This window comes from Planococcus shenhongbingii (assembly GCF_030413635.1).
Taxonomy (GTDB): Bacteria; Bacillota; Bacilli; order Bacillales_A; family Planococcaceae; genus Planococcus; species Planococcus shenhongbingii.
Map to the genome: position 1 here is coordinate 1835165 of NZ_CP129235.1, position 13470 is coordinate 1848634.

Sequence of the window (13470 nt, forward strand, 5' to 3'; positions counted from 1 at the left end):
ATTGTATTAGTCATGCAGATGAAGATGGGGGGAATGATAACTTTTATTATATTCCCTCTTATAAATGAATATTTATTTTTAAATGATAGAGAATTTGGTTATTTGGAGGAGTGTTTAGATGCTCAATACTATTAAAAGCAAAAAGAATGGCATTTTTTTAATTTATTATTCTGTAATCACGGCTTGCATGACTTTTCCAGGCTTATTTGATTTAGCCAATACAATCGAGCCATGGGTCATTGGATTGCCGTTTTCAATATTTTATCTTTTTTCATGTGTGGCTCTTTTGTGCACGGGATTATGTGTACAATTTTTTGTCGAAAGAAAATTAGGGGAACTGGATATTGAGGTTTCACCGATAGATATTCGTAAGGTTAGTGGGGGTGAGGAAAGTTGAATACAATCCCCTTAATAATGATAGTTCTCTTTTTTGCGATGATGCTTTTTATTATCAGGAAACAGTTAGGGGTAAGCTCTTTTGAAGACTACGCAACAGCTAACCGGTCTTTTGGCTTTTTTGCTTTAACTTTTTCGGTTTTAGCAACATGGGTTGTTGGAGCTATGTATACAGCTTGGGCAGGCATGGCTGTAACTTATGGATTTACCGCATTGTATTGTATAGCTTATGCAACAATAACAATGATTGTGATGTATTATGTTGCCCCAAAAACATATATTTGGGGTGTCAAGTACGGAATCAAAACTCAATCGGAATTATTAGGATTTAGGTATCAAAGCAAGTCTTTGCGGATGCTCACTGGAGTTTGGGGGATTGTGTTTACAATTCCTTGGTTGATCGTTGAGATTGTAACGCAGGGGTATGTTTTTGAATATGCTACGGGTGGACTGATTTCCCAGTTTTGGGGTATGGTCCTGGGAATAATAGCAGTTGCTGTTTTTGTTTCACTAGGCGGCATGCGATCTGTAATAACAGCGAATGTTTTTCAGGGTTTAATACTAATATTTGGCGGTACCGCTCTAATGATTTACTTTGTATATAAATACTTTGGCGGATTTGCCTCAGGATTTGAAATGGTCGTCAATGATTATCCGGGGATGCTGACTTATCCTGGTCCAGGTTGGGAACCGCCCACTCCATATTGGACGTCAATTGTGATATTAAGCGGTTTAGGCGGATTTTTGTGGCCGTGGGCATACAATAAGTTATTTGCCAGTGACAGCATACGGACTATCAAAGTTTCCGCTTTGCTTGCACCGATTATATACGCAATATTCTTTTCTGTCTTTGTTGTTACTGCTATATTTATCCATTCTTACAATCAGGCTTTATCTGATGTACAAGGTGCTTTTTTGTGGATAGCCAGCGAATCGGGTCCTATTGTACTCGGGCTGCTTGGTGTAATTATTATGGCAAGCAGTGTGGGAACAGTGAGTGGCATAATGCAGGCAATCAGTACAACCGTATCGAGGGATTTAGCTCAAGTAATAGATAAGAATATTTCGGACAAGAAAGCAGTAAATATTGCAAGAATATCCGTAATCGTTATTTCATTGGTTTCTCTGTTTTTTGGTACCGCCGATTTGGGATTAATGGTTTTTCTTGCGTTATTCACTTATGATGGAATCATCTTGCTGTTTCCAATTGTCATTTTAGGCTTGTACTGGAAACGTGCTAATAAAGAAGGAGCAATCATAGGATTAATTGCAGGTACGGCATTATCCATGTTTCTTCGATTCTTCAATCCATCGTTCATTGAAGGCTGGGGCTGGCAGCCAGGAGTTTATGGTCTAATTCTCAGTTTTGCAGTAATGATCACTGCTGGATATATGAAAAAACCGAGTGCTTTTGTCGAGAAACTATGGGTAGATACAGAGGCCGCTTATACAAAAAGTGTAAAAGTGCCTGCAGTAAAGTCAAATTCTCAAGTCAGTTAAAAGGGCATTCGTCCAAGCAAGTTTTTTTAATCAAAAGGACAGGCAGCTTTCTGAAGCTGTCTGTCCTTTTGCTCATTACAACAATTCCTTTTAACGAACAAACTTCTTAAAAGGATTGGAGAAGAGGAGAGAGCATCCGCAAATTTTTAACTTTACGCTAAATATCAATTTAATGGGCTTTTTATTAATCAAGAGTTCAACTCTAATGAAGAGCAGCGGTATACGCTGCTCTTCTCTTTGTTCGTAAACGTATACTTTTACGAACGGTTTAATAGCATTGCTATTTATTTTGTTTAAATTGGCGATCTCAATCGGAAAGGTTGAATTACAGTAAAGGGGGTGGTGACATCTACCCTGTACTTGATAAAATTGCTTTCATCTTAATTGGATATTTAGGTTAAATTCAGAAAGAGTTTAGGAAGGTTTACACTTAAATTAATGAGACAAGCTAGTGGAATAACTACTTGAGCAATTCCCACATCATTTAAACATGTAATCGACTCGGAACAACTTATGAATGTTGATTCTAAAAAATTTAATTATTGAAACTTATTGCGGCGGTAACCCGTATTATAAGATAGAAGGCAATGAACGATAGAAGCGATGACTGAAATAAAAGGGGAGGGAACTGTATGCATTGGATGATGTGGATTTTTTGGGGTTCCTTGGCAGCTTTATTTCTGGGCAGTTATCTTGTGGATGTTTTGACTCGACGGAAATATAGCTTAGGTCAACAGGAAAAGACGTTAAACCAGAATTTAGCTGAAGCAGAGGCGCGACGGGAAGCAGGACGTAGCGATCAAGGTGGAATGTTTTGAATGAACGGAATGGGTGATCTAACGAACGGACATCATCATATCATGAGTTGGGAGATGCATTCCCGGCTCATTTTGATGTGCATTTTTTATTTAGAATGCATAACTTTCTATTGTGAAAGCAAATAGCACTTTATGCCTCTAGGAAAAAGCGGTGACGAGAGTGCTGCCCATTCGTTTGAGAGATGTAACGTGCAAGGAACTGAAGTGACTTAACCGGAATGACAATCGATCATATCTTTTGTCTTTTTAAGAGACTCTGTTAAGAGAGAATGATGAAAGGTGGTACTTCTCTGCTTTTCTGATTTGCCGAAATTCAGTGTATTGGTTTGTCCATCGAACGAGCCGAATACTTGAGAATTTACCCTGTGGTCGATAGTGATTAGCAAGCATTGGAGATGAAAATGTGTTTAAGAAAGAGCTGCATTTGAAGAAGAAACATTGGGATGAAATTACTGTAGAACAGTTAGAGAGAAAGATGAATGAAGAAAAGTTTGATAAAGAATTTATAGAAGAAATTTTGAAGATATTTAAAGAAAGAATTGAAAAACATGGCAAGGAAGCGTTTGGCAAATGGATTTACAATTTACACTTTAGAGTTCCGGAAGAATTCCAAAATGAACAAATCTCTATAAGCGTTTATGAGAAATACCATAAGTGGTTGGAAGGGGAAGTCATTAAGTTGGAAAATGAAACAAAGATGTCTTGGGAAATACAGACAGAAGATCTTCAAGATTTAGATAATAAAGCAAGAAAAGCCCAATTGGTAATAAGGCATAGGTTGTCAGAAATTGTTTTGGACTTACTTGAATAAATTTGAAAATAACTTATTGTGAAGTAAGTTGCATTCTCATTAAGTTTTTTCGTGAAAAATAGTCTCACTTACTTTGGAGGTGCATTTGGTTGTCTTCAGAAAGAGATGCCATGATAGGTTCGTTAAAAAATACAGTCATTCCTGAATTAAGAGGAAAAGGATTTAAAGGGTCATTTTCTCACTTTTATCGAAAAACGGAAGAGCGTGCGGATTTGTTGATGTTTCAATTCAGTATGTGGGGCGGTGTTTTGTACATAGAGATTTCCAAATGTTCTCCTGAGGGGCATACGGATGTTTCAGGTAAATTTCGTCCACCCAATAAAATGAAAGTCTATTATATTGGCGATCCTTCTGGTTGGCATCGGTACCGAATAGGAGATGGTGGAAAGGACATGTTCGAGTTCAATGAAGTTAACACCGATCAAGTTGTCCTCCAGATCAAAGAATCCTTAGAAGAGGCAGATGAGTGGTGGGCGTCTTACCCAGATTGGTGGAAGAACAATCCTTCTTTTTAGGCTTATAAGTGAATGTAACTTATTAGCAATTAAGTTACATTTATTTTTAGAAATGGCCTATACGCAAGGAATTTTCAATCCCTTGCGTATAGGCCATTAAATTACTCTATTTTTTTCTTCTCACCAAGAAAATTATTAAAATAACTGCGATGATCAGTACACCAAAAATCCCAATTGTAAATATGGTATCACCTATGTTTATACTTGATTCATTCATCTCTATGTCGCTCCCTACTTCAAATTGTCTATTGCTACTATACCAATTTATTTCCAGTAAGGTTTCATTTTTTTGAATGTAACTTAATACAAATTAATTTACTTTCGGTTTCACGATTCCATTGACTTACCTATATAATCGAGAAAAACTGATTTTACTAGAAAAATAAGGACTTATTTTGGACTTAACACATTATATTAAGACTGCTAAGATATTGCTTTTCATTTTTTCACCTCTTGTTGTTCAATTGATGGATAAAAAAGAAGACGAATTTTAAAGTAGATTCATTGATTTGATAGTTAAGGCACCCTTTTTTGTTTGCAAAGAAAGTGCATAGGACGTCATTTTCGGATGTTTGAAACGAAGATGCCTTGGATTAGGAGTAACATATAAGTTAGAAAAATGCTGCGTACCGTTTTGCTCGAAATGAAACTTTGCAAACGGCCCGACGTAAATAGTAGTAGACGATTGATAGAGGAAGTGGCGGAGTTGTATTATTTCATACTCGTATTAGGAATTTTCTTTGTGACAGGTGGTGCAGGTTACTTCATTTATATGTTCATAAACAGGAGCTTTGGATTTCTAGGGGCGGGCAAAGCTGTTGCAGTCTTATTATTAGGTGCTTTATGTTTATCAGTCACTCTCCCAAGTCTCAAGCACATGCTTCTGAAAGAATATGATGTGGTAGAAGGGGAATGCAGAATTGAGATTTCTGCAGATGGCCGTTATGCGGACGCAACCTTTGACATGCTGGATAAAGGTGAGCGGTTCTCATTTACAGATCTCCCGGAGCTTGACGCGTATGGAAAATCCGTCCCTTACTATTGCGAGGTGATCGTTTCAAAAGATCATATGGTTGAAATAGGCTATAAAATCTTCGACGCCAATTCGCGTGAACTGCTGGAAACAAGTAAGTAGTTTTGCTGTAAGTGGAGAAAAGAAGGGATTTAATTTCCCCCTCATGCTGGCGAATTTCGATTAGGAGACGGATGTCCCCGGCTATTTCCGCGACCCGATTGACTTCCAGAAATTTGAGGTGGGCAGCTATGATTCCGGAAAGGATTCAGGTTATATAATTCAGCTGAAACGGGATGAAATCAAGTTAAAGCATCTGGGATTTTAGCAAATTTATAATTGCTAGAGAACATGGATGAGAAAGTGATAAATTCATTGTCGCTAATGAAAATGGAGAAGAGGTTGCTCATTATTTGGAATCTGGCCGGGTTTTGGCTATAGCTGATCTAAGTGCGGATCAAGAATGTAAATTAGCAGCTAAAAAATTCCTGGAAAATGAATTGCTATTAGTGATCAAATGCATGTAAACGAATTAATGTAATGATTCTAAAAAAGCGTCCATCAATTGCGATTGGAGGCTTTTTTGATTGAAAAAATATTCCTCTTTGTTTTGAAGCAGCAGGAAACGAACTGGCTGCGGCACTTTAATCCTTTGTCCTATTCAAGAAATGAATACAGAAAATTTAGTTAACAATTCAAGTCAATGGGTATGGAAAGAATATAATCCATTTGAATTGAAGATTTAAAGTTTCACCAATCAAAATCAACTTTGGAGGGTGAGTTAATGAATAACGATGACAAATCGGAAAAGGAACGAAAAAAATTGGAACTTAAGGAAAAAGAAAAGGAGTTCAATAAAAGACTTGGCGATAATCCAAAAGCGTTAAAGAACCAATCGAAATTCAAGCAAATTCTATTTTGGATAGTGATGTTTTTTATTATGTTCTATGGCTTCGAATTTTTTCTCTATTTAGTGTCATTTTTACAATAGCAAACGCATTTACCTCTTCTTTTAAAAGTTACAGGATAGAAAAGGCGGAGCTAATAATTTTAATTTAAAATCCCGAAACTCTTTTGCTACAGGCATTGCAGTTAAGTAATGCAGGAGCAGATGCAAAAAAAGTCTCTTAGTCACTCTTATTTATTTTGCTCAATATTAAAAAATATCTTTGGAGAAGCAACTAAAAAGACTTAACATTTTCTTGTTAGGTCTTTTTAGGCGGCAGCAGCATTTTAAAAAAAGCCATAAAAGGAAGCTATCGATTAATTAACTAAGTATATTTTTATTTTGATCCCCAGCTAAAGCAACCGCTTCTTTGATTTTTTCCGCAACCAGCGTCCAAGCTTTCTGGGCTGCACCTTGTGGGCCTAAATGTGTAAAGGCATGAGAAACGCCTTCGAAAACCTCATCGTGGACGTTTATCCCGGCAGCTTTTAATTTTTCGGCATAGATTTCGGCTTCCGGCCTGAATGGGTCATGTTCGGCAATGACAATAAGGGCAGAGGCTAAGCCCTTCCCGATTTCAGCACAGACAGGGGAAGCGAGTGGATTGGCAGCTTGCATTTTGTCAGGCAGGTAGCATTTATTCAAAAAATTCGCGAACTGTGGGAACCGGGCACGAAACCATTTTGGTTCGGGTTTATCCGCGTGCGGCGTGACAAAATCCAGCATCGGGCAAGACAAGACTTGGAGAAGGGGCTGGTTTTCCTGTTTCTCTTCAAGGTAAAGACAGAGGGCCGCTGCGATATTCGCACCTGAACTTTGTCCGCCCAGCATGAATCGTTTCGGATCGATATCTAGCTCATCTGCCCGGCCCTTCATCCATTGAAGAATCTCGTAACTCTGTTCAAGCGGTTTTGGAAACGGGTATTCCGGAGCTTTTGCATAACCGACGTTGAGGATTACGCAGCCTGTCTGATTCGCCAGAAAGCGGCAGTACGGATCATCCAGCTCTTTATCATTCATAATAAATGCCCCGCCGTGGAAATTAACGTAAACCGGAAGTTTTTCTGGTTCGGCACCTAACGGATAGTAGAAAGATAGGTAAGTGGGCTGAACCGATGTATCAACCAAAAAATCTTTTTTTATTTTTACAGGCTGCGGAGGAATCATAGGTGAATTATATGATGGATCGGGAAGGAGTCGCAGTAACTTAGCGCCAATAGTAGTTAACATAAGGACCTCGCTTTTTTCCACCATTTTATCCATAGGAGCGGTAAATAGTCAATTGCTGAAGTTAGCAATGCGCCGTCTTTATAAACTAACGGAAGCAAGCCCATATCTGGCACTGAGGTTAGGTTGTTTTATTATCCGGAAGAATTGCCGTCTAGGTGTTGAAACGGAGTGATGAGGGTATTAGTGGAAATAATACAAATCGATGCTTCAGTTGTAGATTGCCCTTAAATTACGGGAAGGTGCTGGTGGAATTGACTGAAAATAAAAAAGTTTTAATCATTGGGGGAGGACTCGGTGGCATATCCGCCGCTATTTCCCTTGCACAACGTGGCTATAAAGTTTCCTTATTCGAAAAAAACAACCATATCGGCGGGAAATTGAACCGGCTTGAACAAGATGGTTTCGGCTTCGACCTTGGCCCGTCCATCTTGACGATGCCAAAAATTTTCGCAAAATTATTTGCGGACAGCGGAAAACGGATGGAAGACTACGTGCCGATCATCCGGCTGGACCATCAATGGCGTTCCTTTTTCCCGGATGGAAACATTATCGACTTGTATCAGGACTTGCATGAAATGGAAACGAAAAATCCGTCATTGAGCAAGCGGGATATGCGCGAGTATGCGAATCTGCTGAAATACTCCAAAAATCTGTATGATGTGACCGAGAAAGGCTATTTCAATCAGGGGCTGGACAGCGCGGAAGAAATCGCAAAGTACCACGGTGCGCTTGAATCCCTCAAAAACTTCGATCTTTTTTCGACCGTACATAGTGCCATTGATAAACGGATTAGCAATAAGCAATTCAAGGATATGCTTTCCTATTTTAGTAAATATGTCGGTTCTTCCCCTTACGATGCGCCGGCCGTCCTGAATATGATGATCTATATGCAGCATAATCAAGGTGCATGGTACGTGCCCGGCGGCTTGAACCGGCTTGCGGACGCATTGGTGCGGCTGGCAGAAGAAATTGGCGTCCATATTTATACGGGAGTGGGAGTCGCCCGCCTCTACAAAGAGAAAGGTAAGATCACCGGCGCCTTGCTGGAAGACGGCGCAAAGGTGTCTGCGGATTACTACATCTCCAATATGGAAGTCATTCCGCTTTATGAGCAGCTGCTGGATGAAAAGAAGCAGTACGTTAAAAAGCTGAAGAAGAAATTTGAACCGGCCAGTTCCGGGCTCGTGATGCATCTGGGCGTCAAAAAAACGTATCCGCAGCTCCGCCACCATAATTTCTTCTTTGCGGAAAATATGAAGAAACAGATGCAGACGATTTTCCACGAGCATAAGCTGCCGGACGACCCGGTCATTTATTTGGTGAATGTCAATAAGACCGACCCGGCCCAGGCGCCGCCCGGACATGAAAACATAAAAGTGCTTCCGCACATTCCGTACATCCAGGACAAAGCTTTCACGCAGCAGGATTATGCGCAATTCGCAGAGAAAGTCTTGGTCAAATTGGAACAAATGGGCCTGGATGGCTTGCGGGAAAACATCGTGACGGAGGATATCTGGACGCCTGAGGATATCCGGCAGGTCTACGGCTCCGACCGCGGCGCGATTTACGGAACGCTGTCGGACCGCAGCAACAACAAAGGGTTCAAGCATCCGAAACAAAGCGAACGCTACGACAATCTGTATTTTGTCGGCGGGACGGTGAACCCGGGTGGCGGGATGCCGATGGTCACCTTGAGCGGCCAGCAGGTCGGCAGGAAAATCGTTGAACGGGATAGGCATCAAGGCAAATGAAGAGTGATATCCATGCAAAGCCATAAGTAAAAGAAACAATGGAAAAGATGGCTGGTCGACGGTTATTCTAAAGAGCGGCTACAGCAAAAAACGATTGCCGGGCAAAAGGCGGGATGACTTGAAAGTCTTTGCCGCAGAAACAAAACGGGCAGAACTGACCCACTGGCTCTCCATTGTACCCGCACCGTTACTTTTTCTATGGAATCCTTTTTGATTAAGCTAGGCAATGATTGCATACGCGGTTTTATTTAATCTGCCGCTCATTATTGCCCAGCGGTACAACCGCGGGCGTATTTACGCCATCATTTCCAATGGAAGGAGGAGGGCAGCGTGAAAAAGAAGGTGATCGTAATCGGAGCAGGCGTGGCGGGGCTGGCAAGTGCCATCAGGCTTCAAAATGCCGGTTACCAGGTAGCTTTATACGAAAAACAATCCACCCCCGGCGGAAAAATGAACCGGATTGAAATCGACGGCTACAAATTCGATCTGGGACCGAGTATTGTCATGATGCCGGAAGTGTATCGGGAAATATTCGAGCTGTGCGGCCGAAACCCCGATGATTACATCCCGATGGAAAAGCTGGATCCGATGTACAGGGCATATTTCAGTGATGCACCCACTGAGCCCATTGATATGTCCTCTGACCTTCCCCGGCTGACCAAAACTTTGGAAACGCTCAGTCCATCGGATACAGGGGGATTCCTTCAGTATCTCCAGGAAGCGCATAAGATTTTTGCGTTTGCAAGGTATGATATTTTGCAGAAGCCATTCCGCAGGCACCGGGATTTCTACAACCGTTCTATGATGAATAAAGGGAAGGGTTCGAAAATAAAAGTGCTGGACACCGCCAATCAGTTTATCGGCCGATACATCAAAAACGAACGCTTAAAGCAGATCATCAGTTTCCAAACGCTCTACATAGGCATTTCCCCGTATAAGAGCCCATCGTTTTACACCATGATCCCGATGCTCCAGTTTTTATATGGCGTCTGGTTTATCAAAGGCGGCATGTACACGATGGCCTCTTCGATGGAACGGCTCTTTAAGGAATTGGGAGGCGAAATCTTCTATAATCAGGCCGTTCAGGAAATCTGTATTGAAGATAAAAAAGCCACTGGCATCCTTGTGGCTGGCGAAAAGGTTCCTGCAGATTTCGTGGTGTGCAATGCGGACTTCCCGTATGCCATGAAACATCTGGTCAAAGAACCAGCCGCCAAAGGGAAGTTTACCGACAAAAAAATCGATAAAATGAAATATACCTGTTCTTGTTTTTTATTGTATTTGGGCATGGACAGAAAATACACGGAAGTCGAGAGGGTTCATAATTTCATTTTCAATGAAAAGCTGGACAAAAATTTGGAAGACATTTTCTCCGGGGAAAAACTGACGGATGCCTCTTTCTATGTTTACCTTGCTTCGAAAATGGATCCAACTCTGGCACCCGAGGGAAAAGACGGCTTATATATTTTGATGCCGGTTTCAAACGTGGCGACAGCCCTTTACGAATGGAACGACGAAACCGTCGCTTATTACCGCGGCTATATTCTGAACGCGTTGAAAAAGATTCCGGGCTTTGAGCACGTTGAGGATGAAATAGTTGCAGAAACGTGCATAACGCCGCTGGATTTCGAGACGAAATTCAATGCCTATAAAGGTGCCGCTTTCGGCCTGCAGCCGACCTTGTCTCAAAGCAATCACCTGCGGCCGCAAAGCAAGGCCACGCATTGTTCGAATTTGTATTTTACCGGCAGCTCAACACACCCTGGAGCAGGGGTTCCAATCGTCCTTTTATCCGCAAAGATTGCTACGCAGGAACTGATCGATGATGACCAAGGTGTCATGGCTCACGATAATTAACTTGCCGGCGATAGCCAAATTCAGTTAGGGGGTGTTCAAATGGAAGCTTCAAACTTCATTAACCTGGCAATCGGTTTTGCTGCGGTCGGGGTCGGCTTCATCATGTTCAAGTCGTTGCCGAGACCAAAGCCGCGTGAGCAATCAGATTTACCGTTTCTGTCCGTCATCATTCCTGCCAGAAATGAAAGCAACCGGATCACGCCGTTATTGGAGTCATTAAATGGCCAAAATCATCGGTCATTTGAAATATTGGTAGTTGATGATGATTCATCGGACAATACGGCTGAAGTCGCGGAAGCTTTAGGTGCAACGGTTCTTCAGAAGAAAGAGGAACGGCTGGGCGCAGGAAAGTCGGCGGCCTGCTGGTACGGCGCGAATCAGGCAAAAGGGGAGTGGCTTTTATTCTTAGATGCGGATACCCATTTCACGGACGCTGACGGCATCCGGAATTTGCTTCTTTCCTATAAGGAGAAAGGCGCCAAAGGGATTCTGGCTTTGCAGCCGTTCCATACGGTCCACCGGCTATATGAAAACCTTTCTGCTGTATTCAACGTAATCGTGGTTGTCGGAATGAATGGTTTTACCGTTTGGGGAGACCGGTTTAAGACGGCCGGCTCGTTCGGTCCGTGCATCTTATGCAATAAAGAGGATTATTTTTTAACCGGAGGCCATCAAAAAATCGAAGGTGCCCTTATGGATGATTTGGCGCTCGGCGAGGCGTTTCTTGAAAAAAACCTTCCCGTCCACTGCCTCGGCGGAAAAGGGATCATCTCGTCCCGGATGTATCCGGAAGGTCTTAAAAGCCTGATCGAAGGCTGGTGTAAAAGCTTCGCCATTGGTTCAAAATCCACCCATCCGCTTGTTATGGGGATGACCATCATTTGGATTGCCGGCAGCTTCACCAGTGCGATTGCCTTGATTTCCGCCATTGCGTCAGCAGACGCTGCTGCAATCTTGATTAGTGGTCTGTTGTATTTGATTTATGCAGTTCAAACCGGGCTGTTCGCGCGCAGATGCGGTAACTTTCCACGGTCCATTTTCTTGTTTTATCCCGTTCTGTTTTTATTTTTCACTGGAATTTATCTGTACTCCTTGTTCCGGGTGAATGTCCTGCACACGGTAACTTGGAAAGGGCGGAAGATAAACGTTTGAGTGCCATTCCATAATCTGATCAAACGCATAAAAAATTGAAAGTAGCAATCCAACAAAAATCACCCGGACATCATTGTCCGAGTGATTTTTTGCAGCTGTCCCTAAAATCCGCTTTTGTTCTTGCAGCCATGCCTTAAATTTTACGCTTCCTGTAATTCTTCAACAGACGGGGAAGGTTCAATTGTTCTCTCACACACTAGAATTTCCCGCAGGAATAATCCTTTTTTTGCAATGCAGCGGTCAGTTACCGTGAAGCCGGCATCTTGTATCATGTAATCGATGGGATCAATGGTCACGACAAGCAGTTTTTCGGTGAATGGCAATGCGTGCTTGAGAATTTCCTGCTGTTCATCAGGCGTCGCGTGCGTGTAAAGGTTATAAGGCATATCAATGATTGCCACGTCATATTGCTGTGTGATATCGGCGATCGCTCCCAAGTCGACTGTTCCAGACAAACCGAAATGCGCGATGTTTTCCCGCGAACCATCGACGACCAGCGGATTAATGTCCCGGCCGACAATGTCGATCCCCATCGACAGGGCTTCGACCAGCACGGTTCCAATACCGCAGCACGGATCGATCGCTTTGACTCCCGCTGGCTCAGGAACTGCAATATTGGCGATAGCACGCGCCACTCTTGTACTCAAGGCAGTGGAATATTCACGCGGTTTTCGCTGATGCTTGAACCAGACAGACTCACTTTGCAGGTATTTTCCAAAATACCAACGGCCCCCGAACAAAATTATTCCAAAAGTGATATCCGGGTTATGGACATCTGCTTTCCCTGTGATCACAAAGCCGATCTGCCGTTCGATTTCACGTTTTGCCGCGTAATCCACTTTATTAGCCAAAGCCAATCCGTTGATTTTTGGGAAAATTACTTTAAACGTGGCACTTTCCATATCCACTTTAGCCGCCTGTTCCAAAATATCCGCTAATTCCGCGCCCTCAAACAGCAACTCAATTCGCTCCTTGATGAATGGGCTTCTGCTCGGATCAATGCCGCGCATGCTTTTGATGACTTTCTCTTCGGTGTCTTTTCCGAAAAAAGCGCGCATCTCCAAATGGCATAATTCTTCCTCGTCTTGATGATATGCATATGTATAGATAAATTCACCTGTTGGAGTTAATCGTTTCAATTCATCCCGTCCTTCTTTATGCGTCTTGTCCCGACTGCATGGAACAAGTATACCAATAACGACAGAAGAATAAGGCACATGGAGCATCAAAAAGATGACAGTCTCGAAAGTGGATGTGATAAAAAACAGCCACGAGTTAATTGGTTGAAATCGGTATATTGAAAAGCGGAATGAAGATGAACTTTAAAGAAGAATATGTTTGCATTGACCAATTAAAGCATCAATACCAAACATCAAACACCTATTGACGGTGAAATTAGTGTAAAATGTTTTCTTAAGGAAATAGGATGAAATTCTGTTACCTGTCACATGAGCCACAGGCCTAAGTTATTTGCGAAAAAGT

11 protein-coding genes and 1 pseudogene are annotated in these 13470 nt (G+C 42.1%); 10 read left to right on the plus strand and 2 right to left on the minus strand.

Annotated features, from left to right (window positions below):
* Positions 1–118 precede the first annotated feature (118 nt).
* The 6 genes from QWY16_RS09175 (at position 119) to QWY16_RS09200 (ending at position 5175) form a co-directional block, all read left to right on the plus strand.
* Positions 119–397, plus strand: a complete 279-nt coding sequence (locus QWY16_RS09175; RefSeq protein ID WP_300992926.1) for a hypothetical protein — start codon at positions 119–121, stop codon at positions 395–397.
* On the plus strand, positions 394–1896 hold the full coding sequence (locus QWY16_RS09180) for a sodium:solute symporter family protein (RefSeq protein WP_300992928.1): 1503 nt from the start codon (positions 394–396) through the stop codon (positions 1894–1896). Before QWY16_RS09175 ends, QWY16_RS09180 begins: the two co-directional genes overlap by 4 nt.
* 632 nt (positions 1897–2528) lie before the next feature.
* The gene (locus QWY16_RS09185) at positions 2529–2714 is read left to right on the plus strand and encodes a hypothetical protein (protein ID WP_300992930.1); all 186 of its coding nucleotides are present in this window, start codon (positions 2529–2531) and stop codon (positions 2712–2714) included.
* Positions 2715–3117: 403 nt separating this feature from the next.
* Positions 3118–3525 carry a hypothetical protein gene (locus QWY16_RS09190; RefSeq protein ID WP_300992932.1) on the plus strand — a complete coding sequence of 136 codons (408 nt, stop codon included), beginning with the start codon at positions 3118–3120 and terminating at the stop codon, positions 3523–3525.
* A gap of 89 nt (positions 3526–3614) precedes the next feature.
* The gene (locus tag QWY16_RS09195; RefSeq protein ID WP_300992934.1) at positions 3615–4040 is read left to right on the plus strand and encodes a DUF4304 domain-containing protein; all 426 of its coding nucleotides are present in this window, start codon (positions 3615–3617) and stop codon (positions 4038–4040) included.
* Between the two features lie 685 nt (positions 4041–4725).
* Entirely contained in the window at positions 4726–5175 is a 450-nt protein-coding gene (locus QWY16_RS09200) for a hypothetical protein (RefSeq protein ID WP_300992936.1), read from the plus strand.
* A 1144-nt stretch (positions 5176–6319) separates the two neighbouring features.
* Here the strand turns inward: QWY16_RS09200 and QWY16_RS09205 are convergent.
* Positions 6320–7228 (minus strand): alpha/beta hydrolase, encoded by a 909-nt coding sequence (locus QWY16_RS09205; RefSeq protein ID WP_300992938.1) that lies wholly within the window; start codon positions 7226–7228, stop codon positions 6320–6322.
* Positions 7229–7479: 251 nt separating this feature from the next.
* Between QWY16_RS09205 and QWY16_RS09210 the strand changes: the two genes are divergently transcribed.
* The 4 genes and pseudogenes from QWY16_RS09210 (at position 7480) to QWY16_RS09225 (ending at position 11988) form a co-directional block, all read left to right on the plus strand.
* Positions 7480–8979: a phytoene desaturase family protein gene (locus QWY16_RS09210; protein WP_300993373.1), complete on the plus strand. Its 1500-nt coding sequence runs from the start codon at positions 7480–7482 to the stop codon at positions 8977–8979.
* Between the two features lie 118 nt (positions 8980–9097).
* Positions 9098–9313 (plus strand): annotated as a pseudogene (locus QWY16_RS09215) (glycosyl-4,4'-diaponeurosporenoate acyltransferase CrtO family protein).
* Positions 9310–10836 carry a phytoene desaturase family protein gene (locus tag QWY16_RS09220; protein WP_300992940.1) on the plus strand — a complete coding sequence of 509 codons (1527 nt, stop codon included), beginning with the start codon at positions 9310–9312 and terminating at the stop codon, positions 10834–10836. Before QWY16_RS09215 ends, QWY16_RS09220 begins: the two are co-directional and overlap by 4 nt.
* Before the next feature lie 39 nt (positions 10837–10875).
* Positions 10876–11988 carry a glycosyltransferase family 2 protein gene (locus QWY16_RS09225; protein ID WP_300992942.1) on the plus strand — a complete coding sequence of 371 codons (1113 nt, stop codon included), beginning with the start codon at positions 10876–10878 and terminating at the stop codon, positions 11986–11988.
* Positions 11989–12128: 140 nt separating this feature from the next.
* On the opposite strand, the gene QWY16_RS09230 is transcribed toward QWY16_RS09225, so the two are convergent.
* Positions 12129–13127, minus strand: a complete 999-nt coding sequence (locus tag QWY16_RS09230; RefSeq protein ID WP_300992944.1) for a TRM11 family methyltransferase — start codon at positions 13125–13127, stop codon at positions 12129–12131.
* Between the last annotated feature and the right edge of the window lie 343 nt (positions 13128–13470).

Excerpts from the sequence above, each read along its gene's own strand:
- QWY16_RS09175 (WP_300992926.1), top strand. The coding sequence starts at position 119 with ATGCTCAATACTATTAAAAGCAAAAAGAATGGCATTTTTTTAATTTAT.
- QWY16_RS09185 (WP_300992930.1), top strand. The coding sequence starts at position 2,529 with ATGCATTGGATGATGTGGATTTTTTGGGGTTCCTTGGCAGCTTTATTT.
- QWY16_RS09205 (WP_300992938.1), bottom strand. The coding sequence starts at position 7,228 with ATGTTAACTACTATTGGCGCTAAGTTACTGCGACTCCTTCCCGATCCA.
- QWY16_RS09225 (WP_300992942.1), top strand. The coding sequence starts at position 10,876 with ATGGAAGCTTCAAACTTCATTAACCTGGCAATCGGTTTTGCTGCGGTC.